At 71.0% G+C, this 23,766-nt stretch carries 26 protein-coding genes, 3 tRNA genes and 1 pseudogene; 16 read left to right on the top strand and 14 right to left on the bottom strand.

The window, feature by feature from the left end; genetic code table 11:
- Position 1: 1 nt before the first annotated feature.
- Positions 2-751 carry a 2-phosphosulfolactate phosphatase gene (locus tag Prubr_RS11380; protein WP_212827899.1) on the top strand — a complete coding sequence of 250 codons (750 nt, stop codon included), beginning with the start codon at positions 2-4 and terminating at the stop codon, positions 749-751.
- Here Prubr_RS11380 and Prubr_RS11375 read toward each other — a convergent pair.
- A complete protein-coding gene (locus Prubr_RS11375; RefSeq protein WP_212824698.1) occupies positions 738-3,071 on the bottom strand; it encodes a peptidase associated/transthyretin-like domain-containing protein in 2,334 nt (777 codons plus the stop codon). The genes Prubr_RS11380 and Prubr_RS11375 overlap by 14 nt on opposite strands.
- A 127-nt stretch (positions 3,072-3,198) precedes the next feature.
- Between Prubr_RS11375 and Prubr_RS11370 the strand changes: the two genes are divergently transcribed.
- The 5 genes from Prubr_RS11370 to amcA all read left to right on the top strand — a co-directional run bounded on the left by Prubr_RS11370 (position 3,199) and on the right by amcA (position 7,988).
- On the top strand, positions 3,199-3,552 hold the full coding sequence (locus Prubr_RS11370) for a sterol carrier family protein (protein WP_425518004.1): 354 nt from the start codon (positions 3,199-3,201) through the stop codon (positions 3,550-3,552).
- A 135-nt stretch (positions 3,553-3,687) separates the two neighbouring features.
- The gene (gene purF / locus Prubr_RS11365) at positions 3,688-5,268 is read left to right on the top strand and encodes an amidophosphoribosyltransferase (RefSeq protein WP_212824694.1); all 1,581 of its coding nucleotides are present in this window, start codon (positions 3,688-3,690) and stop codon (positions 5,266-5,268) included.
- Positions 5,269-5,378: 110 nt separating this feature from the next.
- On the top strand, positions 5,379-6,539 hold the full coding sequence (gene purM / locus Prubr_RS11360; RefSeq protein ID WP_212824692.1) for a phosphoribosylformylglycinamidine cyclo-ligase: 1,161 nt from the start codon (positions 5,379-5,381) through the stop codon (positions 6,537-6,539).
- A 131-nt stretch (positions 6,540-6,670) separates the two neighbouring features.
- On the top strand, positions 6,671-7,774 hold the full coding sequence (gene amcB, locus Prubr_RS11355) for a cyclophane-forming radical SAM peptide maturase AmcB (RefSeq protein WP_212827897.1): 1,104 nt from the start codon (positions 6,671-6,673) through the stop codon (positions 7,772-7,774).
- Positions 7,743-7,988 (top strand): multiple cyclophane-containing RiPP AmcA, encoded by a 246-nt coding sequence (gene amcA / locus Prubr_RS11350; RefSeq protein ID WP_212824690.1) that lies wholly within the window; start codon positions 7,743-7,745, stop codon positions 7,986-7,988. The genes amcB and amcA overlap by 32 nt, the downstream gene beginning before the upstream one ends.
- A 173-nt stretch (positions 7,989-8,161) precedes the next feature.
- Here the strand turns inward: amcA and Prubr_RS11345 are convergent, their stop codons facing one another.
- Complete coding sequence (locus Prubr_RS11345; RefSeq protein WP_212824688.1) at positions 8,162-8,374, bottom strand: DUF3073 domain-containing protein; 213 nt, start codon at positions 8,372-8,374, stop codon at positions 8,162-8,164.
- Positions 8,375-8,608: 234 nt separating this feature from the next.
- Positions 8,609-9,691 (bottom strand): Glu/Leu/Phe/Val family dehydrogenase, encoded by a 1,083-nt coding sequence (locus tag Prubr_RS11340; protein ID WP_212824686.1) that lies wholly within the window; start codon positions 9,689-9,691, stop codon positions 8,609-8,611.
- A gap of 182 nt (positions 9,692-9,873) precedes the next feature.
- Between Prubr_RS11340 and Prubr_RS11335 the strand changes: the two genes are divergently transcribed.
- Positions 9,874-10,713: a DUF8083 family protein gene (locus Prubr_RS11335; protein WP_212824684.1), complete on the top strand. Its 840-nt coding sequence runs from the start codon at positions 9,874-9,876 to the stop codon at positions 10,711-10,713.
- A 267-nt stretch (positions 10,714-10,980) separates the two neighbouring features.
- On the top strand, positions 10,981-11,190 hold the full coding sequence (locus Prubr_RS11330) for a BldC family transcriptional regulator (RefSeq protein WP_007073996.1): 210 nt from the start codon (positions 10,981-10,983) through the stop codon (positions 11,188-11,190).
- A 113-nt stretch (positions 11,191-11,303) separates the two neighbouring features.
- Here Prubr_RS11330 and Prubr_RS11325 read toward each other — a convergent pair.
- A pseudogene (locus Prubr_RS11325) lies at positions 11,304-11,683 on the bottom strand (PPOX class F420-dependent oxidoreductase).
- A 53-nt stretch (positions 11,684-11,736) separates the two neighbouring features.
- Between Prubr_RS11325 and Prubr_RS11320 the strand changes: the two are divergent.
- The gene (locus Prubr_RS11320) at positions 11,737-12,516 is read left to right on the top strand and encodes a class I SAM-dependent methyltransferase (protein ID WP_212824682.1); all 780 of its coding nucleotides are present in this window, start codon (positions 11,737-11,739) and stop codon (positions 12,514-12,516) included.
- 8 nt (positions 12,517-12,524) lie between these two features.
- On the opposite strand, the gene Prubr_RS11315 is transcribed toward Prubr_RS11320, so the two are convergent.
- Positions 12,525-13,184: a TetR family transcriptional regulator gene (locus Prubr_RS11315; protein ID WP_212824680.1), complete on the bottom strand. Its 660-nt coding sequence runs from the start codon at positions 13,182-13,184 to the stop codon at positions 12,525-12,527.
- Positions 13,185-13,368: 184 nt separating this feature from the next.
- Between Prubr_RS11315 and Prubr_RS11310 the strand changes: the two genes are divergently transcribed.
- Together Prubr_RS11310 and Prubr_RS11305 are read left to right on the top strand one after the other, a co-directional pair.
- Positions 13,369-13,929, top strand: coding sequence for a hypothetical protein (locus Prubr_RS11310; RefSeq protein ID WP_212824678.1), 561 nt, complete (start codon positions 13,369-13,371; stop codon positions 13,927-13,929).
- On the top strand, positions 13,926-15,281 hold the full coding sequence (locus tag Prubr_RS11305; protein WP_246568564.1) for a PrsW family intramembrane metalloprotease: 1,356 nt from the start codon (positions 13,926-13,928) through the stop codon (positions 15,279-15,281). The genes Prubr_RS11310 and Prubr_RS11305 overlap by 4 nt, the downstream gene beginning before the upstream one ends.
- Before the next feature lie 43 nt (positions 15,282-15,324).
- On the opposite strand, the gene Prubr_RS11300 is transcribed toward Prubr_RS11305, so the two are convergent.
- Positions 15,325-15,576, bottom strand: a complete 252-nt coding sequence (locus tag Prubr_RS11300; protein WP_212824676.1) for a hypothetical protein — start codon at positions 15,574-15,576, stop codon at positions 15,325-15,327.
- A gap of 99 nt (positions 15,577-15,675) precedes the next feature.
- Here Prubr_RS11300 and Prubr_RS11295 point away from each other — a divergent pair, with 99 nt between their 5' ends.
- Together Prubr_RS11295 and Prubr_RS11290 are read left to right on the top strand one after the other, a co-directional pair.
- Positions 15,676-16,533 carry a 3-hydroxyacyl-CoA dehydrogenase family protein gene (locus tag Prubr_RS11295; protein WP_212824674.1) on the top strand — a complete coding sequence of 286 codons (858 nt, stop codon included), beginning with the start codon at positions 15,676-15,678 and terminating at the stop codon, positions 16,531-16,533.
- Positions 16,509-17,267, top strand: a complete 759-nt coding sequence (locus Prubr_RS11290; protein ID WP_212827884.1) for an enoyl-CoA hydratase/isomerase family protein — start codon at positions 16,509-16,511, stop codon at positions 17,265-17,267. The genes Prubr_RS11295 and Prubr_RS11290 overlap by 25 nt, the downstream gene beginning before the upstream one ends.
- 43 nt (positions 17,268-17,310) lie before the next feature.
- Here Prubr_RS11290 and Prubr_RS11285 read toward each other — a convergent pair whose 3' ends face one another.
- Positions 17,311-17,892: a hypothetical protein gene (locus Prubr_RS11285; protein WP_212824672.1), complete on the bottom strand. Its 582-nt coding sequence runs from the start codon at positions 17,890-17,892 to the stop codon at positions 17,311-17,313.
- 101 nt (positions 17,893-17,993) lie between these two features.
- Positions 17,994-19,343 carry an ABC transporter substrate-binding protein gene (locus Prubr_RS11280; protein WP_212824670.1) on the bottom strand — a complete coding sequence of 450 codons (1,350 nt, stop codon included), beginning with the start codon at positions 19,341-19,343 and terminating at the stop codon, positions 17,994-17,996.
- A gap of 171 nt (positions 19,344-19,514) precedes the next feature.
- Between Prubr_RS11280 and Prubr_RS11275 the strand changes: the two genes are divergently transcribed.
- Positions 19,515-19,865, top strand: a complete 351-nt coding sequence (locus Prubr_RS11275; RefSeq protein ID WP_212827883.1) for a hotdog fold thioesterase — start codon at positions 19,515-19,517, stop codon at positions 19,863-19,865.
- Between the two features lie 164 nt (positions 19,866-20,029).
- Complete coding sequence (locus tag Prubr_RS11270; protein ID WP_212824668.1) at positions 20,030-20,419, top strand: hypothetical protein; 390 nt, start codon at positions 20,030-20,032, stop codon at positions 20,417-20,419.
- Between the two features lie 33 nt (positions 20,420-20,452).
- Here the strand turns inward: Prubr_RS11270 and Prubr_RS11265 are convergent, their stop codons facing one another.
- Positions 20,453-20,884, bottom strand: coding sequence for a hypothetical protein (locus tag Prubr_RS11265; protein WP_212824666.1), 432 nt, complete (start codon positions 20,882-20,884; stop codon positions 20,453-20,455).
- A gap of 149 nt (positions 20,885-21,033) precedes the next feature.
- On the opposite strand from Prubr_RS11265, the gene Prubr_RS11260 reads away from it, so the two are divergent.
- Positions 21,034-21,759 (top strand): DUF2786 domain-containing protein, encoded by a 726-nt coding sequence (locus tag Prubr_RS11260; protein WP_212824664.1) that lies wholly within the window; start codon positions 21,034-21,036, stop codon positions 21,757-21,759.
- A gap of 24 nt (positions 21,760-21,783) precedes the next feature.
- Here the strand turns inward: Prubr_RS11260 and Prubr_RS11255 are convergent, their stop codons facing one another.
- The 5 genes from Prubr_RS11255 to Prubr_RS11235 form a co-directional block, all read right to left on the bottom strand.
- On the bottom strand, positions 21,784-22,194 hold the full coding sequence (locus Prubr_RS11255) for a hypothetical protein (RefSeq protein ID WP_212824662.1): 411 nt from the start codon (positions 22,192-22,194) through the stop codon (positions 21,784-21,786).
- A gap of 203 nt (positions 22,195-22,397) precedes the next feature.
- Positions 22,398-22,471 (bottom strand) — tRNA-Phe (locus tag Prubr_RS11250).
- 103 nt (positions 22,472-22,574) lie between these two features.
- A tRNA-Asp gene (locus Prubr_RS11245) sits at positions 22,575-22,651 on the bottom strand.
- A 25-nt stretch (positions 22,652-22,676) separates the two neighbouring features.
- Positions 22,677-22,749: transfer RNA gene (locus Prubr_RS11240), tRNA-Glu, on the bottom strand.
- 158 nt (positions 22,750-22,907) lie between these two features.
- Positions 22,908-23,747: a polysaccharide deacetylase family protein gene (locus Prubr_RS11235; RefSeq protein ID WP_246568561.1), complete on the bottom strand. Its 840-nt coding sequence runs from the start codon at positions 23,745-23,747 to the stop codon at positions 22,908-22,910.
- Positions 23,748-23,766 lie beyond the last annotated feature (19 nt).

The raw sequence follows: 23,766 nt of genomic DNA, 5'->3' as shown, positions 1-23,766 counted from the left end.
CCTGGTGCTGTTCGCCCAACCGGGCAGCGGGGCACGGTTCGACTGGGGCCTCGCCGGCGCCGCCGAACTGGGACGCGTCTGCGCGGCCCTGGTCGTCGTCGACGTCCTGTCGTTCACCACGTCGGTCGAGGTCGCGGTTTCCCGGGGTATGCGGGTGCACCCGTTCCCCTGGAACGACCAGGCCGCCGAGTATGCGACCCGGATCGGTGCCGCTGTCGCCGTCGGTAGGGACTCGGTCGACGACGCCCATCCGTGGTCGCTGTCACCGGCGGCGCTGCGGGACGCGCCCGTCGTACCGGACCTGGTCCTGCCGTCGCCGAACGGCTCGGCCATCTGCGCCGCCGCCGCGACCACCGGCATCCCGGTGGTCGCCGGCTGCCTGCGCAACGCACCCGCCGTCGGGCGCTGGCTCACCGAGCACGGGTACGGCTCGGTCGACGCTCCGGTCGGCGTCGTCGCGGCCGGCGAACGGTGGCCCGACCTGACCCTGCGCCCCGGCGTCGAGGACCAGCTCGGGGCGGCCGTGGTGCTCGACGCACTGGCGACGGTGCCGGGCGGGTTGTCGGTCGAGGCCGCGGTGGCGCTGGCCGCGTTGGCCAGCATGCCTGACGTGCCGGCCGCCGTGCGCGGCTGCGTCTCAGGGCGCGAACTGCACGAACGTGGCTACTCGGCGGACGTCGAGATCGCCGTCGAGATGGATGTCTCGACGGTGGTGCCGGTGCTGCGTAACGGCGTCTTCACCGCGGGCTGACGGACGCGTTCACTGCGCGCTGACGAATGCGGCGGCCCGCGGTTGCCCTGCGGAGATCAGCCGTCCAGCCAGTCCAGCGAGCCGCGGTCCGGCCGGCCCTGCTGCGGGCCGCCGCGCCGGGGGTCGCCCTGGCCGCCCCGGTCGGGCGGGTAGTCACCCGGCGGCTGGTCGTATCCGCCGCGCTGGTCGTAGCCGCCCCGCTGCTCCGGCAGGCGGTCGTAACCACCGCCCCCGCCGCGCTGGTCGTATCCGCCGCGCTGGTCATAGGCGCCGGTCTGCTGGTCGTAGCCACCACGGTCGTAGCCGCCGGCCGGCTGGTCGTAGCCGCCACGGTCGTAACCGCCGCGCTGGTCGTAGCCACCACGGGAGTCGTGGCCGCCGCGGGAGTCGTGGCCGCCGCGCTGGTCGTAACCGCCCCGGTCGTAACCACCGGTCTGGTCATATCCGTCGCCCGGGGCGGGGCGGTAGTCCTGCTGGCCCGCGCCGTAACCGCCGCCCGTGTTGGGAGCGTCGTAGCGGTTGCCCCGGTCGTAACCGCCGGTCGGCTCGTAGTCGCCGCCGCCCCGGCCGCCGTACTCCTGGCCCGACGACTGCCGGTAGCCCTGGTCCTGGCCGTAACCGCGACCCTGCCCCTGCCCGTAAGTGGGGGACGGGGAGGAGGAGTCCGAGTCGTACGGGTCGACCGGGGGAGCGTAGCCGCCGGCGACGGCGTTGCCGGTGTTGCCGGCACCGGGCTCGTAGCGTCCGGTCGGCTCGTCGTAGCGTTCGCCGTAGCCGCCACCCGCCCCGGCCGGTCCGTCGGGCTGCCGTAGTCCCGGCTGCCGTAGCCGGCACCGGAGCCCGGAGAGTTGCCGTAGCCGCTGCCGGAGGAGGGGGCGTTGCCGTACCCCGCGCCTGAAGCGGGCGCGGTTCCGTAGCCGGCGCCCGAGGCGGGCGCGTTGCCATAGCCGGCGCCCGAGGCCGGCGCGGTTCCGTAACCGGCGCCGGAGGCCGGAGCGTTGCCGTAGCCCGCACCGGAGGAGGGGGCACTGCCGTAGCCGGCGCCCGAAGCCGGGGCGGTGCCGTAGCCGCCGCCGTAGCCGGCCTGGGTGGCCTGGCCGCCGTCGTAGTCGTTGCCCCAGTTCTGCTTGTCCTGGGCGGTCGGCAGCGGAGCGCCGTACGGGTCGGGGAACTCGTCGACGACCGGTCGGCCCTGAAGCATGGTCGGCTGGTCGCCCAACGAGGGACGGCTGACCATGGTGGCGTCGGGGCCGGCACCGGCCCGGGGCGTGATCCGGGTCGCGTCGTCCATCGCGCCGTATCCGGCCGCACCGGCGCCGACGGTGGCGGCCCGGGCCGCCCGGCCACCACGACCGGCGGCACCGTCCTCGGCGTCGTCCTCGGTCTCGTTCTCCTTACGGCGCACGAGAAGCAGCACGATCGCGCCGACGCCCAGGGCGACCAGCAGGCCACCACCGATGATCAGGGCCCACGAGCCCAGTCCGCCGGAACTGTCGTTGGAGGCCGCCTGAGGCGTCGGCACGGCGCCGGGCTGGTCGGTCGCCTCGATCTCACCGCTCGGGGTCGGTTCGGCGCTCGTCTCGTCGGACGGGCTGGCGCTGGGCGACGGCGACGCCGCGAGCGCGAGGGCGAGCCGCTGGTTGGTCACCGACTGGTTGGCCGAGCCGTTGATCGTGATGGTCTTGATGGCGCCGTCCTTGCTGGCGCCGAGTTCGATGCTGCCCGGAGCGATCGGGTTCTGGGCCGAGCCGGCGAAGCGGAAGCGGCCGTTCTCGCCGGTGACCGTGTCGTAGCGGTTGTTCTGCGTGTCGGCGATCGCAACGGTCGCGCCGGCGACCGGGTTGCCGGTGGTCTGGTCGGTGACCGTGCCCGACACCTCGCGGACCGTCGGCCGCTGCGCCGGTGTCGGGGCGGTGACCCGGAGCGAGAACGACGCGCTGTTCGAGTTCGACGACGTCTGGACGGTGACCGTGACGTTGGCGTTGGCGGCTGCCGCGTTGGCGGCGGCCTTGAGCGTCAGCGGGTGGTTCTTGCCCGTCTCCGGTGTGACCGGGACGTCGCCGCAGCCACTCGCGCAGGTCACCCCGCCGGGCAGGCCGGTGACGCTTACGCTGACGCTGGTGTCCTCGGGCAGCTTGGTGGTTATCCGGACCGTGACGGAGGCGTCGCTGCCGGCCTGCAGATTCACCGATCCGGGGGACACCCCGACGTCTGGTGGCTCGGCCAGGGCAGGTGAGGCAGGTACGGCGATGAGGGCGCTGGTGGCCAACGCCACGACCACACCCGCCCGCAGCATCCAGGCTCGTCGGTGTGTTCTCACGTCCACCGCCTTCCGGTCCGGCTCGTCCCGCACGAATACACCGTCGGCCACTATGCCTTGTCTGACGGGATCAGCGCGACCCAGGGGCAGCATGATGTGCTCCGGCGACGGGTCGTATCGTCCCGTCGTGTCCTCTCCGCACTTTAAGTCCGCAGCGGTCGCGGCGGTTCTGGCGGCCATCGAAGCCGGGCGCCCGCCGGAGAAAGCGGCGCTCCGTGATGCCGTCCGTGCGCTCCTGTCCGAGCTGTCGAGATCCGCACCGGGCCGATCGGTGGAGGTGCGGGTCCCACCTTACGGTGCAGTTCAGTGCGGTGCAGGCCCCCGGCACACCCGGGGAACTCCGCCGAACGTGGTCGAAACCGATCCGGTCACCTGGGTCTGCCTGGCCACCGGTCGATTGGCGTGGGTCGATGCGACGGCGGACGGAAGGGTGCGGGTGAGCGGTAGTCGTGCTGATATCTCCGGGTATTTCCCGGTCTGATGGGTGAAACCGTGGCGAGCATCATAGCAGACGGGAGTTGATTCGTAGCTGTCTGTCATCGCTGCTGGCTCGCGTACACTGTCTGGCGACGGTATCCCGGACACAGCTCACCAGCTTTTCGAGAGGGAGCGGCAGGTGCCCCGAGGCGACGGCCGGTTGACTCAGGACCTCGACCCCCAAAAGCCCGGCCCGCAGGACGAGTGCGGCGTATTCGGGGTCTGGGCGCCGGGTGAGGAGATCGCCAAACTCACCTATTTCGGCCTATACGCGTTGCAGCACCGTGGCCAGGAGGCGGCCGGCATGGCCGTCAGTGACGGCTCGGGGATCGTGGTCTACAAGGACCTCGGCCTGGTCGCCCAGGTGTTCGACGAACCCACGCTGGCGAGCCTGCGTGGCCACCTGGCGATCGGACACACCCGCTACTCCACGACCGGCGGCTCGACCTGGGAGAACGCCCAGCCGACGATCCGGTCCAACGCCGCCGGCACCACGATCGCGCTGGCCCACAACGGCAACCTGGTCAACACCGCCCGGCTCGCCGTCGAGGCCGCCCAACGGGGCCTGGACTCCGACGGCTCGACCACCGACACCGCGCTGATGACGATGCTGCTGGCCAGCCGGCCCGACCTGTCGGTCGAGGCGGCCGCGCTGGAGGTGCTGCCGACCCTGCGCGGGGCCTTCAGCCTCGTCTTCATGGACGACAACACCCTCTACGCCGCCCGTGACCCGTACGGCGTCCGGCCGCTCGTGCTCGGCCGGATGGAGCGCGGCTGGGTGGTCGCGAGCGAGACCTCGGCACTCGACATCGTGGGCGCGAGCGTGGTCCGCGAGATCGAGCCCGGTGAGCTGATCGCGATCGACGAGCACGGTCTGCGCTCGGCCCGGTTCGCCGCGCCGGAGCCCAAGGGCTGCCTGTTCGAATACGTCTACATCGCCCGGCCGGACACCACGATCGCGGGCCGCAACGTCTACTCCGCACGGGTGGCGATCGGCCGCCAGTTGGCCAAGGAACACCCGGTCGAGGCCGACCTGGTCATCCCGGTACCGGAGTCGGGTACGCCCGCCGCGATCGGCTACGCCGAGGGGTCCGGCATCACCTACGGCGCCGGCCTGATGAAGAACCCGTACGTCGGGCGAACCTTCATCCAGCCGTCCCAGACGCTGCGTCAGCTCGGCATCCGGCTCAAGCTCAACCCGCTGCGCGACAACGTCCGCGGCAAGCGGGTGGTCGTGGTCGACGACTCGATCGTGCGGGGCAACACCCAGCGGGCGATCGTCCGGATGCTGCGCGAGGCCGGGGCCCTGGAGGTGCACGTTCGCATCTCGTCGCCGCCGGTCAACTGGCCGTGTTTCTACGGCATCGACTTCGCCACGCGGGCGGAGCTGCTGGCCAACGGGCTCGACAACGAGGGCATCCGGCGGTCGATCGGCGCCGACACGCTCGGCTACGTCTCGCTGACCGGCCTGATCGCGGCGACCGAGCAGCCGAAGACCCGGCTGTGCCGGGCCTGCTTCGACGGCGAGTACCCGATCGAGCTGCCCGCGGGCAACCTGATCGGCAAGCACGTCCTCGAAGGTGTGGGTCGCCGGGTGGCCGGCGATGCCGACCCGCAGCCGGCCGGCGGAGCGTACGACGAAGACCCCGGGACGGACCGTCCCGGCACACTGCCACTCGTCGCCGTGCCCGGCGGCGGTGAGGCACCGCATCGTCCGTAGGACGTGACCGGCCCGGCCAACTGCCGTCCGGACCGGTGAGAACACAGGTCGAGTGATCCTCGACAGGCACCCGACGCGGTTCGCCGCGAGAAGCACTGAGGGGAAGAACCGTGACGCACGTGACTGAGCGCGGCGGCGTAGGAAACGGCCCGACCGGTGGCGCCGACGGCGGCGACAAGCAGGTCTGGACCGCCGGAGCCGGCCGTACCGGCCGCAAGCGCACCGTGACGTACGCGGACGCGGGGGTTTCGATCCACGCCGGGGACCGCGCCGTCGAGCTGCTGAAGTCGAAGGTCAAGCGCACGATGCGCCCCGAGGTGATGGGCGATCTCGGCGGGTTCGCCGGGCTCTTCCGGCTCAACACGCAGAAGTACCAGAACCCGATCCTGGCGTCGTCGACCGACGGCGTGGGCACGAAGCTGGTCATTGCCCAGCAGCTCGACATCCACGACACCGTCGGCATCGACCTCGTCGCGATGGTCGTCGACGACCTGGTGGCCTGCGGTGCCGAGCCGTTGTTCCTGCTCGACTACATAGCCTGCGGCGAGGTCGTACCGGACAAGGTGGCCGAGATCGGCGCGGGCATCGCCGACGGCTGCCGCTACGCGGGCTGCGCCCTGCTCGGCGGCGAGACCGCCGAACACCCGGGCGTGCTGCGCCCCGACGAGTACGACGTCTCCGCGACCGGGGTCGGCGTGGTGGAGGAGAGCGAGATCCTCGGCCGGGACCGGGTCGAGGTCGGTGACGTGGTCATCGCCATGCGGTCGTCCGGTCTGCACTCCAACGGGTTCTCGCTGGTGCGCCACGTCCTGCTCGGTGCCGGGCGGATGCGGCTCGACACGGTGATCGACGACTTCGGCCCGCAGCGCACGCTGGGCGAGGAGCTGCTCACCCCGACCAAGATCTACGCGCAGGACTGCCTCAAGCTGATCGAGGAGTGCGAGGTGCGCGCCCTGGCTCACGTGACCGGCGGCGGCATTCCCGGCAACCTCGTGCGCATCCTTCCCGAGCACGTCGACGCCGTGGTCAACCGGTCCACCTGGAAGCCGCAGCCGATCTTCGACCTGGTGCAGGCCAAGGGGCGCATCGAGGACCCGGAGATGGAGTCGACGTTCAACATGGGCATCGGCATGTTCGCCATCGTGTCGGCCGAGGACGCCGACCGCGCGCTGGCGCTGCTGGCCGGTCGTGGACTCGACGCCTGGCAGGCCGGAGAGATCATCGAGGGCACCGGAACGGTGCAGATGATCGGCCACCACACCCGGGGCTGAGGCGACCATCGATCGATGACCGGCCGGATAGCCGCCCAGGGGTTCACCTGGCCGGCCATCTCCACCTAGCCTGAGGTGCGCCTCAGGCGGGAGGAGGGATCGTGACCGGCCAACGGCAGACATTCACCGGCATGCGCGGCATCGCCACGGTTCCGACGTACGTGGTGATGCAGCCGACCACCTTGTGCAATCTCGACTGCGCCTACTGCTACCTGCCGTTCCGCGCCGACGACCGGAAGATGTCGCCGGCGGTCGCCGCCGCGGTCGCCGGCCCGGTCAACGAGTGGTCGCGGGAAGGCCGGTTCTCCGTCGTCTGGCACGGCGGGGAACCGCTGGCCGCCGGTCGGGAACACTTCGCCGACCTGCTCCGGCCGTTCGGCCCGGCCGTCGAACACCATGTCCAGACCAACGCGACCCTGATCGACGACGCGTGGTGCGAGTTCTTCACCACGCACGGGATCCGGGTCAGCGTGAGCGTCGACGGGCCACGGGAGCGCAACGCCGACCGGGTGACGCGGGGCGGCCGGCCGTCGTACGACCGGATCCGGCGCGGTGTCGAGGCGCTGCGCCGGCACGACATCCCGTTCTCGGCGCTCTGCGTGGTCACCCGGCCCACGCCGGGCCTGGCCGCCGAACTGTACGACTACTTCCTCGACCTCGGTTGTGAGGTGCTCGGCATCAACATCGAGGAGACCGAGGGGGTGAACCTCCGTGCGAACGATCATCCCGACGCGGCGGTACGCACCTTCTGGTCCGAACTGGTCACCGCATGGCGGGGTGACCCGCGGATCCACCTGCGGGAGGTTGAGTGGTCGCTGCGGTACGTCGCCGCGGTGCTCGACGGCACCGCCGACGCCGTTCTGCCGCGTCAGCTCGACCCGATCCCCACCATCGGGTACGACGGCTCGGTGGTGCTGCTCTCGCCCGAACTGGCCGGGTTCTCCGACCCCCGCTACGGCGACTTCACCAGCGGCAACGTTCTGACGACGCCGCTGCCGGAGATGCTGGCGGCGGCGGACCGGCTGGGCTGGATCCGGGAGTTTCTCGACGGGGTGGAGGCCTGTCGGTCCAGTTGTCCCTATTTCGGGTTCTGCGGAGGCGCCCACGCTGCCAACCGATTCTTCGAGCTCGGGCGTTTCGACGGTACGCAGACCAACCACTGCCGCAACAGCAAGATCCGTCTACTGGAGGGAGTGTTGGACCATGCCCGAGACCACGAGCGTTCGGCAGCCTGACCACGTCGAGGACGATGCTCTCGACCCGGTCGCCGAACGGGTACACGGAACCCGGGCGGGGCTGACCGCTCTGCTGCACGAGGCGGAGGAAGCGCGCGTACGGCGTGCCGAGGTGGCCGGACCGGGCGACTCGGAGGATTCCAGCGCGGTCTGCGCGTGGAACCACTTCGAGAACATTCCGACGTTCTACAACTGGAACAACCGGCCTCGCTGAGTCGGTTCGTCAGACGCTTCCAGTGCAGCCGCACGAGGGCTTGTCACGGTCTGGGCGGGTACGCCCACCGTGGCAAGCCCTCGACCCTGTCGGACCGGGCTGGACGAACCTGCTGTGCCCACGGACATACGTGAGCACGCGGGCGTTACCGCGTGCTCAGATGCGACCGGAGATCAGCGGGCCGGCGGCGACCAGTTACGGTCGTCGTCCGTGTCGTCCTCGTCATCGTCGTCGACATACTCTTTGTAGTCGTCGTCGAAGTCGCGGTCAGACTTCCCACTGCCCGCCAGTTCACGCTGCAGTGCAGTGAGGTCGGTGTTCGGGGAGTGGTACTTCAACTCCCGGGCCACCTTCGTCTGCTTGGCCTTAGCACGGCCGCGCCCCATGGCTCGACCCCCTCGCACAGAATTCGGGGCAGCCCGAAGGCGGGCCCCGATGACGTCAGGCATCTCTCGTGGCTCTTACGGTACATGGGGATGGCCGGGTTCGGCACCTCGGGTTACCTACCGGAGTCTCCGCGCGTCATCGCTGATGACCACGGTGCGCCTGATTTCGACCCGTAAGGAGCGGCATGGGAAGTCAGTCGTGACCGGACCGCGTTCCGGCCGCTCCCACGACGGTCAGGACAGGTGGATCGTACGCAGCCGGCCCACCTCGGCCATCCGGCGCTCCGCGAGCCGGTCGGCCGCCGCCGCCGGCGGCACCCCCTCGGCGTCGGCCAGCCGGAGGATCTCCCGGGTGGTGTCGAAGATCCGGGTGGCCCGCAGCTTCGCCCGTTCGAAGTTGAACCCCTCGATCTCGTCGGCGACCTGGATCACCCCGCCCGCGTTCACCACGTAGTCGGGCGTGTAGAGGATGCCCCGGTCGGCGAGCATCTTGTCGATTCCGGGATGGGCGAGCTGGTTGTTCGCGCCGCCGGTGACCACCTTCGCCCGCAGCGTCGCCACGGTGTCGTCGTCGAGCGCGCCACCGAGCGCGCACGGGGCGTACACGTCGATGTCGGCGGCGATCAGCGCCGCGGTGTCCGCGACGAGGTCGACCTGTGGGTACGTCTCGCGCGCCCAGCGCAGCGCGGACTCGTTGACGTCGGTCGCCACGACCGACGCGCCGTCGTCGAGAAGGTGGGCGGTCAGGTGCTTGCCGACCTTGCCGAGCCCGGCCACGCCGACCCGGCGGCCGGCCAGCGTCGGGCTGCCCCACACGTGCTCCGCGGCGGCCCGCATGCCCTGGAAGACGCCCCAGGCGGTCAGGACCGACGAGTCGCCGGCACCGCCGTGCTCGACGCTCCGCCCGGTGACGAAGCGGGTCTCCCGGGCGATCACGTCCATGTCGGCGACGTACGTGCCGACGTCACAGGCGGTGTAGTAGCGGCCATTGAGGGACTGCACGAACCGGCCGTACGCGCGCAGCAGCGCCTCGGACTTGCCCAGCTCCGGGTCGCCCCAGATGACACCCTTGCCGCCGCCCAGGTCGAGGCCGGCGAGTGCGTTCTTGTAAGCCATCCCGCGCGACAGGTCGAGCACGTCGCTCAGCGCCGCCTCTTCAGAGGGATACGGGTAGAAACGTGTGCCGCCCAGCGCAGGGCCGAGCGCGGTGGAGTAGATGCCGATTATCGCCTTGAGGCCGGTGTGCCGGTCCTGGCAGAAGACGACCTGCTCGTGCCCGGCCGGATCCTGGCCGCCGGTACTGTGGAATACGCCCATGGTTGCTCCTGGTGACGGTGTGTGCCCTTGTGGGGCACGGACCTGGGGTGGTGCCCGGCGGGGTGTTGCCGGTGCCGCCGAGCCTAGGCCCGGTCGGAAGGGCCCGCCAGGCGCCCCGGGCCATTCGAACCGATCGGTGGTGCTGTCGGCAGCGAAGTTCCGTTTCGTGGGAGGATCGCGCCGTGCCGTCGCTCTTCGCTTCATATCTCCGGGTCTACGAGCCGTTGACTGCCTTCGATCGGGAACGACAGGTCTTCTGGCGCCGGTACGTCAGGGAGGGGCGGGCGGTCGCGCCGCTGGAAGGACCGGTGCGGCAGCGTACGGCGGTGATCGAGGCGCTCGGTGCCGGCTGGACCAGGCTGCCCGACCTGCCCGAAGAGGCGTACGTGCTGGAAACCGACGACACCCTGCTCGTCTGCCCGTGGAACCTGCGGGTGCGGGTGGCGGAGGCCGCGCTCAGCGCCCGCGACGGTGTGCCGTCGGTGCTGGCCGACGCGTTCGTCCCGCCGATCCTGGCCGGACAGGCCAAGGCGGTGATCGACGACTGGCGTAGCGGTGCCCGGGTGCTCGAGCACGGTGTGCCGCGGGTGCACGAGCAGATCGCCACCTGGGGTGTCCCGTTGCGCTGGTTCGTCTTCATCGACGCCGAGGAGCGCGAGTTGACACTGCGGCCGGGGGGTCGGGCGCTGCGCTATCGCACCGAGATATCGAAGGCCCGGCGGCGGGCGTCCCGGGGGCTGTCGGTGTTGCGCAAGTCGGTGGGCGACGCGCCGATCACCCAGGCGGTGGAGGAGGGCGCCCGGTGGCTGGAGGAGTTCCACCCGCGTTCGGTCGTCGAACTCGACTACGGCGGGCTGGTCGACCTGCTCGACGACGAGACGCTGGAGGCCGACGACTCGCCCCGGCTGGTCGCGACGGGGCTCGCCGGGTTGTCCCGGGGCAACAGTGAGGCAGCCACGAAGGCGTACGAGACGTTGGTCGCGCGATGGCGGGACGTCCAGCTCAGAGAGCGGCGCAACTAACGGCAAATATCCGAATCATCCACCATGAGAGCGCTCCCAAGGTGAGGATCACTCGTAGTGAGTACGCTACCAAGGGTGAGCAAGTGTCCCAATAAGGCGGTTTCTGGTATATAAAATTTGGATAAATCGGTCATTGTTCGTCCGTCTATCCAGGGACCTTCGGCCGTTCGGCCCATGTCGGACATCGGGGACTAGCCGGACCATGGGATACGCGTCGGCCGGCGGGACCCCGGCCGATGTTCTTAGGTACCTGTGGAGGAGTGACCGATGGCGTCGCGTACGCATGAACCAGAGCCGCTACTCACACCGGCCGAGGTCGCGTCGATGTTCCGTGTCGACCCGAAGACCGTGACCCGGTGGGCGAAGGCGGGCAAGCTCAGCGCAATCCGCACGTTGGGCGGCCACCGTCGCTACCGCGAGTCGGAGGTTCGCGCCCTGCTGCAAGGCCAGATCCCCCAGCAACGCCAGGGCGACTGAAGCTCGGTCGATCGATCGTCGGTAAGGGGCGGAACCCGCACGGGGAAGATGCGGGTCCCGCCCCTTCTCCGTGTCGGATGACGGACCGATCCCGCGCCGCGGCTCCGCCGACCTCAGTCGACCAGCACGATCCGGATCCCCACCGTGCCCTGCGCCCCCGCCGGATCCGGCTGCCGAGCATGACCAGTTGACCGAAGATCCCGTACTTCTTCCTGAGCAGGCCACGTACCCGTTCGGTGCTGGCCGGGTCGATCAGGCTCGCCCGGGCGGACACCGCCGCACTGTGCGGTTTTCCCCGGACGTCACAGGCGGCGACGGTGGCCTCGCCGCTGCGCCGGATCCGCTTCACCTTGCCCGAGTCGGCGACCGTCCAGACGGCGAGGCTGTCGCCGTCCCGCACCGCCCACACTGGCGTCGGCACCGCCCGGCCGTCCCTGCGGAACGTGGTCAGCAGGACGTACTTCTCGTTCCCGAGGCTTTCGAGATCGGTCACAACAGCAAGGGTACGTCCCGTCGATCGCCCGTCCCGTCGGTAGTGTCAACCCGGTGAAGGGTGAGCCGACGATCGGCGACGCGTTCGGTGAGCTCGTCCGCGACGCGCTGGCGGTGGCCACCGGCATCGGACCTCGCCCGCTGGTCGGCGGCCGGCTGCCCCGGCCCGTCATCGAGGTCATCGAGCGCGACGACGGGCTGATCAACGGCGCGCCGGCCGCCCACTACCTGGCCGAGCCGTCGCAGTGGCAGCCGTACGACCACCGGGCGGTCGACCGGGTTCACGGCGAGACGCTCGACATCGGGGTCGGCGGTGGCCGGATCGCCCTGCGGCTGCAGGACCGCGGTGTTCCGGTCACCGGTCTGGACACCTCCACGGGAGCACTGGCCGTGTGCCGGAAGCGCGGTGTACGCGACCTGGTGCACGGCACCGTCGACGAGCACGCCCGCGACGGCCGCCGCTACGACACGTTCCTGCTGCTCGGCAACAACCTCGGCCTGCTGGAGGGGCGGGAGCGGGCGCCCGCCTTCCTCGCCGCGCTGGCCGCCATGGCCCGCCCCGGCGCGCAGGTGATCGCGCACGGCACGAACCCGTACGGCACCAGCGACCCGGTGCACACCTCCTACCACGAGGCCAACCGCGCCCGGGGCCGGTTCGGCGGGCAGTTGCGGCTGCGGATCCGCTACCGGGAACTGAGCACACCCTGGTTCGACTATCTGGTCTGCACCCCGGACGAACTGGCCGAACTGGTGCACGGCACCCGGTGGCGGCTGGTCGACGTCGACACCGCCGACGCGCCGTACTACCTGGCCACGCTGCGTCTGCAGGGCTGAGCCGGCGGTCAGACCGGCGGCGGTGACGTCGGGATACCGGCGGTCAGCGCCGCGAACGCGGCCCGGCGGATCCGCGACGCCGGACCGACCGGCCCGACGTCGGCGGGCTCGGCGGCGGCTGCCTGGCCACCGGCGGTGCCGGCGCACAGCGCGACGTCCCACGACGTGACGGCCGCGCCCGCCACCAGAAGCGGGTACGGGTGACGCGGCGGCAGGCCGCTGCGTTCGGCGACGAAGTCGACGACCACCTGCCGCAGGTCGTTCATCAGCGTGAGATAGATGCCGATCAGCGACGGCTGCTCGTCCATCAACCGGATCCGCCGGGTGATCTCGCGCTGCTCGGCCGCGTCCAGGTCGAGGGCGTCGAGCACCGCCGCGACGGCCTCCAGCGGCGGCTGGTCGACCGCCGTGGCGGCGAGCTCGGTGCGCAGCCGGGCCAGCCGCTGGTGGGCGACGTCGCCGAAGAGCACGTGCTGTTTGGACGAGAAGTACCGGAAGAAGGTGCGTACGGCGACCCCGGCCGCCTCGGCGATCTCCTCGACCGTGGTCTGCTCGTAGCCCTTGGCGGCGAACAGTGCGAGGGCCGCCTCCTCCAGCGCCGAACGGGTCTCCTGCTTACGGCGCTCCCGACGGCTCGGCGGCAGGTCGGAGCCGGGAGACGTCGTCATGTCCACATGGTGGCACGATCAGCCATGATCGACTTGATCCGGACCGCCGGCCGCCCCGTGTCCTGCCGGACAGCTGCCTCTCGGGTCCTGCGGACACTGCCTCTCGGGTCCTGCGGACACGTTCCTTCGTATCCTGGCGGACACTTCTCTCCGGATCCAGGCTGACAGGCGCTAGCGTCAATGTATGAAGGTGGCGCGGGGACTGCTGCGTAACCTCGCCGGCAGCCTGGGCATCCTGGGCGCGCTCGGCATCGTCACCGTGGGACTGCCCGCGATCGACCGGGCCATTCCCGCCGTACGTCCGGTCGCCGCCGGCGTGCCCTATCCGGTCGGGGCCGGCGTCACCGTCGTACCGCCGCCCGGGGCCATGGTCGACGTCACCCAGACCCGGCCGTCCGGAGAGCGTGGCACGGTCCTGTTCATCATCGGCCCGGTCCGCTACGCCATCGTCGTGACCCCGTTCGACGGCGATCTCGCCGCCGCCGCCGAACGACTCGAACGCAAGATCACCGAGGGACGGGGCTACCAGATCACCGGCACCCAGCTCGGCGTCTCCACCGCCGGCGGCCTGCACGGCATCCAGGGCGGCTACATGGCACCCGGGCGGGGCGGCCGCTACACGGTCTTCCTCACCGGCGGCCTGTCCATCGAGGTGACAGTCGCCGGCAGCCATCCCGAGTTCGGTGGCCTGGCCGCCGCCGTCGAGGCCAGCACCCGGTCGATCACCGTCGTGGACGTCGCGTGACCGCCGCGTCGGCGGCCGGCCGGGGCGGCACGTCCGTCCACCCCGCACCGTCCGGTTTCGACATCCGCCAGGCCCTGCCGCTGCCGGCCTTCTGGCTGCTGGCGGTTCTGCTGCTGGCCGGCCTGGTCCGGATCGGCACCCTGCTGTGGGCGGCGTTCGTCGAGCATCCGGTCGCGACCTCGGTCGCCGTCGGGCTGTTCGCGCTCTACGCCGTACCGTTCTGGATCTGCGTACGGGCCCTGGACTTCTTCGAACGCGAACCGCCGGTGCTGCTCGCCGCCGCGTTCGCGTGGGGCGGCCTGGTGGCCACCAGCGCGGCCATTCCCGGCAGCGGCGCCCTTCAGAACCTGCTGGCCAAGCTGCACTCGACCGAGTTCACCGCCGCCTGGGGCGCGGCCGTCGCCGGCCCGACCGTCGAAGAGGTGGTGAAGACCCTCGGTGTGGTCGCGATCGTGCTCGTGGCCCGGGCCCAGGTCAACAGCGTCCTCGACGGGGTCGTCTACGGCGCCCTGGTCGGCCTCGGCTTCCAGGTGGTCGAAGACGTCATCTACGCCGTGAACGCGGTCGTCATCGCCGGCGGCGACGACGAGGTAACCCCGGTGGTGGCCACCTTCTTCGTCCGTGGCTTTCTGGCCGGGCTGTGGAGCCACACGCTGTTCGGCGCGCTGGCCGGCGCCGGGATCGGCTACGCCGTCGTCCGTCGGGACCGGTCCCGCCCGGCCCGCACCGCGATGGCCGGGCTGGCCCTGGCCGGCGCGTGGGCCTGCCATTTCCTGTGGAACTCGCCGCTGCTCGCCGACGGGCCGGGCGCCGGTGGCTTCGGGCTGCTGCTGGTGCTGCTCGCCAAGGGCGTGCCGTCCCTGGCGCTGATCCTGCTGGTGGTCCGGGTGGCCCGACACCGTGAGGCCGACTACTACACGGCGCAGCTCGCCGCGCTCGGCGACCCGCGGATCGCCACCCCCGGCGAGCTGCGCGCGCTGGGCCTGGGACACCTACGCGCCGACGCCCGGCGGCACGCGTACCAGCGGGCGGGGCGGCCGGCCCGTCGGGCGGTACGCCGGTTGCAGCACGCTCAGGCCCGGCTGGCCGTCGAACTCAGCCGGGCCGCTGCCGCCGTACCCGGTGCTGCGCCGCCGTACCCGGACCGGCGGTCCGAGGCCGGGAGCGACCTCGACCGCTGGCACGACGAGGTGCTGACCCGACGCGACCACCTGCGCGGGCTCGGCCACCCGGAGGCGGTGGCGCCGGGGCCGACCCAGGGGCCGGGCCGGCGGATTGGCGCGGCGGTCGGGTTGGCGGTGCTCGTCCTGGCCGTGGCGTGGGTGGCCCTCAGCATTCTCGGCGCGGCGTGACCCGGGCCGGCCGCCGCGGGCCGGCCCGGTCACGCGGCGGGCGTCAGACCGTCACCGGAGGGTGGCCGCCGTCGCCGTCGACCACCTCTTCGGGCGTGCCGTCCTCGTCGATGTCGACCATGGTGATGTCGACCTTGCCGTCGCCGTCGGTGTCGAACTGGAAGAGGTCCGCCTTGCCGTCGCCGTCGGTGTCCACCACCCAGACGTCGGCCTTGCCGTCGTTGTTGGTGTCCGCCGCCAACAGTTCGATGCGCTCGTCGCCGCGCGTCTCGACGACTTCCTGCGGTTCAGTCATCAACGGACCTCCATCAGAGGGGCTTCAGGTGTACGGATACCCGTTCACGCTAGGGCCCCGTCCTGGCGTACGCGACCCGGGCTGCATAGGGTCGCTGCCATGAACGATCGTTTTGTCGTCGTCGGCGCCGGCACCATGGGGCTCGGCATCGCCTACGTCGCCGCCGGCGCCGGCTTCCACGTCGAACTCGTCGAGGTCGACCGGGACCGCGCCGACGCGGCCATGGAGAAGCTCGACGGGCTGTGGCAGCGCGCGGTCGAGCGCGGCAAGCTCACGGCGGCGCAGGCGGACGCCAGCCGTACCCGGGTGCTGCTGCGCGGCGACCTGGCAGAGGTGGCCGACGGACCGGACGTGATCGTCGAGGCCGTGCCCGAACGTCCCGACCTCAAACGGTCGGTGCTCGCCGCCGCCGAGGCCCGGCAGCCCGCGCTGCTGGCCAGCAACACGTCCAGCATCTCCATCGGCAGCCTCGCCGACGGGCTCGACCGGCCGGAACGCTTCGCCGGACTGCACTTCTTCAACCCGGTCTGGGCGATGGCGCTGCTGGAGATCGTGGTCGGCCCGGCCACCGCCGACGAGACCACCGCGGTTGCCGTCGCGCTCGCCGGCCGGCTCGGCAAGGACCCCGTCGTCGTACGTGACCTGCCCGGCTTCGCCACCTCCCGGCTCGGCGTCGCGCTCGGCCTGGAGGCGATCCGGATGGTCGCCGACGGGGTTGCCAGCCCCGCGGACATCGACAAGGCGATGGTGCTCGGCTACCGGCACCCGGTCGGCCCCCTCGAACTCACCGACCTCGTCGGACTCGACGTACGGCTGGACATCGCGCGCACCCTCCAGCAGGCGTACGGCGACCGGTTCGCCCCGCCACCGCTGCTGGTGGAAATGGTCGCCGCCGGTCGGCTGGGGAAGAAGACCGGCCAGGGCTTCTACCACTGGGAGAACGGGAGGCGGGCGTGAGTGTCGCCGTGGACGAACGGGCCGACCGGGTCGTGGTCACCCTCGACCGGCCCGAGAAGCGCAACGCCATCGACGCCGACATGGTCGACGCGCTGCACGAGGTCTGCGCCCGGCTGGAGCGGGATCCGAAGCTGCTGTTGCTGACCGGTGGTGCCGACGGGATCTTCGCGGGCGGCGCCGACATCGCCCAGCTGCGCGAACGGGGCCGGCTGGACGCGCTCGCGGCGATCAACGCCGGTGTCTTCGCCCGGATCCGGGCCCTGCCCCTGCCGACCGTCGCCGCCGTCGACGGGCCGGCACTGGGCGGTGGCGCCGAGCTGGCGTACGCCTGCGATCTGCGGGTCTGTACGGCCCGGGCGTTCTTCGGTCAGCCCGAGGTGCGGCTGGGGATCCTGGCCGGTGCCGGGGCGACCCACCGGTTGCCGGCCCTGGTCGGCGAAGCCCGGGCCAAGGAGATGCTCTTCACCGGCCGGCGGGTGGGTGCCGAGGAGGCGGCCCGGATCGGCCTGGTCAACCTGGTCGTCGAGGAGCCCGGCGAACTGCTCGCCGCCGCGCACGGCCTGCTCGACGAGATCGCGAAAGGCTCGACGCTGGCGTTGCGGCTGACCAAACTCGCCGTCGACGCCCCACCGGCCGCCCACCCGCACGTCGACCTGGTCGGTCAGGCGGTGCTCTTCGAGGACGAGGAGAAGCGCCGCCGGATGACCGACTTTCTTCAGCGGAAGAGCCGGTGAGCCTGGTCGGCCCACCGGCTCCTGCGCCGCGTCAGGACGTCGTTCAGCTGGCCGCGTAGGGGTTGGTGGTCGGGTCGATGTAGTTGACCTGGTCGGCGACGCCGTCGTTGTTGGTGTCGCGGATGACCTGGTCGGTCACACCGTTCTCGTTGGCGTCGGTGGCGATCAGGTCGACCCGGCCGTCGAAGTTGGTGTCCTGCACGACCATGTCCGGGGTGCCGTTGAAGTTGGTGTCGGCGACCACCGTGTCGACGTACCCGTCGGCGTTGGTGTCGGTGCCGACGATGTCGATCAGCCCGTCGGCGTTGCTGTCGATACCGACCGCGTCGATGGTGCCGTTGTCGTCGTAGTCACGCAGGATCGTGTCCAGGTGGCCGTCACCGTCGGTGTCGACCAGGATCGCGTCCGCGTTCCCGTCGCCGTCGAAGTCCTGCGTCACCATGTCGGCGACGCCGTCGCCGTCGGTGTCGGTGATGGTCTCGGTCGAACCGTCGACGTTCTGGATCACGATGGAGTTGGGCTCGTAGGACAGCGGCTCCTGCCCCGTGTCGGTCTCCGAGCCGAAGCCCTCGGTGTCGGTGGTGGGCTCTTCGAGGTCGAGGCTCGGGTCGCTGTACTCGCTCATTGTCTTGCCCTTTCGATCATCATCTCTCGCGGTGTTGATGAAACCGTACGGTCCCGGCACCAGCTGAGGAATCACGGAAACGTGCCACTACCGGCTGACCATCAGTGCCGCAGTGGTACGTCCGCGGCGACAAGTGCCTTGATGACTTCGGCTGACTCCGCGAAGCCGATCACCAGTGCCGCCTCCGGCGCGAACTCCTTTATCTCCTGTGCTCCGGCGGAGAAGTCCACCGGTGGCCCGTCGGCGTTCGCCGGCGGGTCGTAGGTCAGCAGCCGGACCCGGTCGGGCGCCACCCCGGCCCGCTCCAGCTCGGCCCGGACGTTCTCCTGAAGGCCCTGGCCGTACGAGTCCCCGCGCGCGACGATCACGATCCGGTTCGGGCCGTCACGCAGGATCACGTCGGCCAGCGCCCGTCCCTGGAGGATGTCCGACGGTGCGGTACGGAAGTAGAGGCCCTTGTCGTCGACGGTGCTCAGGCCGGCGTCGGTGTTGCACGGCGAGAAGAGGATCAGCCCGGCGGCGACGACGTCGGGCAGTACGGCCCGCGAGATCCCGGAGGCGCCGGCGCCGATGATGACATGGGCGCCCTTGGCGACGTGCTCCTGTACGGTCTGCCGCGCCTTGTCGGCGTTGGTGCCGTCGTCGCCGTCGAGCCACTCCACGTCCCTGCCGAGCACACCGCCGGCGGCGTTGATCTCGCGGATCGCCAGGGCCGCCCCGGCCGCCAGCGGCGGGTACGCGAGTGCGAGGTCGCCGGTGCGCGGCAGCAGGCCGCCGATCTTCAGGGGGGCGCCGGTGCGCTGGCCCGTTCCGAGGCCCTCCCGCCTGGGCGGTGGCGGGGCGACGGTGCTCGTGGTGGTCTCGTCGCCGGCGCCGATGAACTCCATCTTGCCGTCGTCGAGTTCGTTGTCCGAGCCGAAGTGCACGGTGGCGTAACTGGCCGTCGACGGCTCTCCGGCGTCGGTGAATCCACCCCGCTTCAGCGACACGCCCCGGTACTGGATGTCGGTGCCGGCCCGGGCGAGCTTCAGGCACTCGGCGACGGTGTCGCAGATCTCACCACCGGTGGTGACACCGTTGATCTGCTTGGCGACCTCGCCCGGCTCGGTCGTACCGGCGAGTTGGGCGGCGAGCGCGCTGATCACGAGCGCGTCGTACGTCTCACCGGAGTAGATGTAGTCGTCGAGGTCCGGGTCGACGGACGCGATTCGTTCGATGAAGTCGGCGGAGAGCGGGGTGAGGGGTTTCGTCCCCTTCATGCCACCCAGGATCCCGGGATGATCCCCGAACTCCGCGGCGAACGTATTGATCATGTTGCCGTCGGCGCCGTAGAGCCTGACCAGGGATTCCGCTGTCTCCTCGGGCTCAGCCTTACCGCAGCCACCAGCGCCCAACAGGAACGCGGCGCAGACGGCCAGGGCGGCGCTGCGCCTGCCGCGTGACACCAGCATCGGATCGTCCTCCCTCGGGCGAAGCTCCGTGCGCACACTAGCGTGCCAGCGGCCGGAACTGTGACCGTGGTCGCAGGTCAGCGCTTTACCTGCGGGTAACCTTCCGGCGTGGACGCGGACAGCCGACTCGCCGTCGAACTCGCCGCCGCCCCTGGCGCACTCGCCGAGCGGATGGGCATCACGCTGGTCGAACTGACCCCGGAACGGGTCGTCGGCACGATGCCGGTCGAGGGAAACACCCAGCCGATGGGACTGCTGCACGGCGGAGCCTCGTGCGTGCTCGCCGAGACGCTCGGATCGGTGGGTGCGGCCCTGCACGGCGCCACCGTCGGCCGGCCCGCCGTCGTCGGCGTCGACATCAACGCCACCCACCACAAGGCGGTCAACGCCGGCACGGTCACCGGGGTCGCCGTCCCCCTCCACCGGGGCCGCACCGTCTCGACGTACGAGGTGGTCATCACCGACGAGAAGGGTGCCCGGGTCTGCACCGCACGGCTGACCTGTCTCCTCATTCCGGCCTGAGGCTCACCGTCTGGCAGCGCCGCCTTGACGGTGCGTCATACCCTTCCGCGTGTGACCGAGCACGGGCGAAGTCATCGCCTGCCGTGCCGGACGACAGCACCACCGCGGGCGGAAACAGGTCAGCATCGCCGGTCACGGCGTCGGACATGAAGCGAGGTGACGGCGTGACGGAGGTACCCCAGGAGGCACTCGACGATGCCGCCAAGGTGCTGCACCTTGCCCTGGACGGTGACACCGACGCCGTCGTCGGCACCCTCGACGCGGTCGTCGACCGGTCGGGAGTGGTCGGCGCGTACGACGTCGCCTGGTGCCTGGCGGCCTCGATGGTCGGTGACGACCTGCGGCTCGGCCGGTGGACACTGGAGTTCCCCGACATCGACGAGGCCGCGTACGACGCCCGTTGGGTGGCCCGTTTCCTCAGCGCGTACGCCAACGGCGACGTCTCGACCGGGGAGGCGCTCTTCGGCGCCGCGCTGGCCGACGGGCAACTGCCGGACTGTCTGCTGACCCTGGCCGGTTCGGCGGTCGCCACGCTGCGCAAGCGGGTGGCCTGAGCCCCGACCACCCGCGATCGCGCCGCCCGCCGGTCAGAAGGCGACCTGCACCTCCAACGGGGTGTACTGGTAGAAGTTGTTCGAGAACCGGACCCGGAACGGCACGCCGTCGCGTACGTTCGTCGCGACCGTGAACCAGCCCGACTTGGCCGGCAGGTAGGTCCAGTAGTTGCACCCGCTCGTCGTGTTCACGAAGATCACGCAGGCGTTGGTGCCGTACGAGCTGAAGTTGCGGACGTTGACGTCGACGCAGCGGTTGGTCGTCCGGTAGGTGCCGACCTCGCCGCCCCAGGCGCCGATCGAGAACTTCGAACGGACCGCGCCGCCGTAGCAGGTGGCCAGGAGCGAGGCCTCGCCGGCTGTGCGGGGGATCGGTTCGGCGTACGCCGGTGGGCTGCCGAGCCCGACCGCGGTGAGAACCGACAGCGTCACGCAGGCGAGCAGGTGTTTGACCTTCTTGGGCATCCACGTCTCCCGGGTCGGGGTCACTGTCTGTCATGGACAGACTTCCTGTCGCGATGATCGTAGTTATCTCGATCCATGTCCGCTGCCCCGAGCCCCTGCGGCGGCCCGACCCCGACCGGCGCGGGCCGGACCTGTGGTAGCTGTTGTGCATGTCCGACGCGATCCTGGCCAAGGTGCGCAAACTGCTGGCGAAGGCCGAAGATCCGGCCTGTACGGCCGCCGAGGCGGAGGCGTTCACCGCCAAGGCCACCGAGTTGATCGCGCGGTACGGCGTCGACCGGGCCCTGCTCGCCGCCCGCGACCCCGCCACCGACCCGGTCGGCGACCGGGTGCTCGACCTGCTCGCCCCGTACGCGTTGGACAAGGCCGGGCTGCTCGCCGCGGTGGCCACCGCGCTGCGCTGCCGGTGCGTACGCCGTCGCGCCGGCAACGGGTTCGCGATGCACCTCTTCGGCTTCGACAGCGATCTCGAACGGGTCGACCTGCTCTTCACCTCGCTGCTGGTGCAGGCCGCGCACGGGCTCGCCGCCGCCGACGTACCGGCCGGGGAGCAGCCGGCGGCGTTTCGCCGGTCGTGGCTCGCGGGGTTCGCCGCCGTGGTCGCCGAGCGGCTGCGTGACGCCGAGGCGGCAGCCGCCGCGTCGACGGTCGCCGCCCCCGGGCCGTCGGTGGCGCTCGTGCTCGCCGACCGCTCCGACCGGGTGGACCGGCGGATCGCCGAGGTCTATCCGCGGCTGCGGACGGCCGGCCGACGCCGCCTCGCCGGCAGCGGAATGAGGCAGGGCGCCGACGCCGGCCGGGAAGCCGACCTGGGCGGCACCCGGCTGGACCGGGGGCGGCCGACACCGCTCGGGACGGGCCGCCGGCCAGGCTGAGATGTCAGCGGCGCGGCCGCGGCGTCAGCGGAGCATGCCCATGTTGTGACGGGTGACCCCGCGAGCCGCGGTCAGCGGACCGACGACCATGTAGATGACCCAGGTGAGCGGCAGGGTCACGAGGCCGATCACCAGGCCGATGAGGAAGATGTTGATCCAGAAGAGCACCCAGTACGACACCATCAACGCGATCCCCAGCCCGATCTGCTGGGCGTAGAGGTTGCCCACTCCGAAGATGCCGAAGATGCCGAGTCCGAGTTCCAGGGCCACGGCGGCACCGGCCGACTTGGCGGCGATCGGGACGACCGGGATGACCCCGTACGGCATGGTGGGCGGGACGGAGGTCGGCGGCGCCCAGTGCGGCGGTGCGGGGGTGGGCAGGTTGGCTGCCGGCGGGGAGTACTGCGGCTGCTCGGGGAACTGCTGGTACGTCATCGCGACGGCCTCGCTACCGGATGTCAGGACTGGGGGCCTGATTGTCGCACCCGCTACCCACCCCGAGGGACGGCCGAGGCTGCCCGCTCGGCCGGACCGGCCCGCTCGGCCGGACCGAAACTCGATCGGCCGGCCGGACCAAAAGCAGAGCGCCGATCGGCGAGTAGCTGATCGGCGCTGCAATAGCCCGGCGAAAGGCTATGTGGCCAGAGGCGGGGTCGAACCGCCGACCTTCCGATTTTCAGTCGGACGCTCGTACCAACTGAGCTATCTGGCCGTGTTGCTCGGTTCATGGTACCCGTCTCGCGGTGCGACCGCCTGGCGGGTGCCAGTCTCCGAAACGCAGAACGCCGCGCGTAGACACGCGCGGCGAGCGGCGCTGGCGGTCCTGACGGGACTTGAACCCGCGACCTCCGCCTTGACAGGGCGGCGAGCACTCCAACTGCTCCACAGGACCTTGCTGCTCCGGCTAGGCCGGAATGTGCCCCCAACGGGATTCGAACCCGTGCTACCGCCTTGAAAGGGCGGCGTCCTGGGCCGCTAGACGATGAGGGCGGCCCCGCCATCATCGCATATCGCGACTCAAGCGGTAGAGCTCCCATCCGGCGGCGCCGGAGGCTTGGAAAGCATACGTGATGGGCCGCCGCATGACCAAACCGATACCCCTCGTGCCGGCGACACGTCGCTGACCTGCGGAAATGTCAGGAGCAAGATCATTGGAGGGGGACGATGCCGTACCGGTTCCGGAGGTTGTCGATCAAGCTGTCGCAGGCGTCCAGGGTCGCGGCCCGGTCTCCACCCCCGTCGTGCAGCAGCACGATCGAGCCGGGCCGGACCTTCGTCAGCACCCGTTCGGTGATCACGGTCGCTTTGGCCTTCTTCTCCCAGTCCCGTGGGTCGACGTCCCAGTCGATCGAGGTCATCCCCAGTTCCTCGGCCACCGAGATGGCCGTCTCGGTCCACCGGCCGCCCGGATGGCGGAAGAAGGGGATCCGACTGCCCGGCACCGCCCGCTGGATCTCGCGGTTGGTGCGTTCCAGGTTGGCCCGGATCTCCGCCGGCGGCCGGCTGCCCAGGTCGAGCTCGTGGTGCCAGGTGTGGTTGCACAGCGTGTGTCCCTCGCGGACGATCCGGGCGACGAGCGCAGGGTGGCGGCGCACCTGGGAACCGACCACGCAGAACGTCGCCTTGACCCGGGCCGCCCGCAGTTGGTCGAGCACCTGCGGCGTCCAGACCGGGTGCGGCCCGTCGTCGAAGGTCAGCGCCACGCCTCTGCGGCCGGTCGTCCGCCGCACCGGCAGCGGCGCCGGCGCCGTACCGGTGCTCGCCGTCGGACCCGGCGTGGGTGTCGAGGACAGGTCCGGCACCGGCCCCGTGGACGAGGGGGCACCGGACGGCGACGGTGCCGTGGGCCGGGCGGTGGCCGGGCTACCGGCCGGTGCCGGCGCGGTCCGGAAGGCGGGACGATCGGTCGGGCGTGACGCCATGCAGCCAGCGGCGAGCAGCAGCGCGAGCGCCACCGCGCCAGCCCCCAGGGCGGCACGTTGCATCATCGTCGGCTCCCGAGGGGTG

This window comes from Polymorphospora rubra, from assembly GCF_018324255.1.
GTDB lineage: Bacteria > Actinomycetota > Actinomycetes > Mycobacteriales > Micromonosporaceae > Polymorphospora > Polymorphospora rubra.
This window is presented reverse-complemented; position numbering and strand designations above follow the sequence as displayed.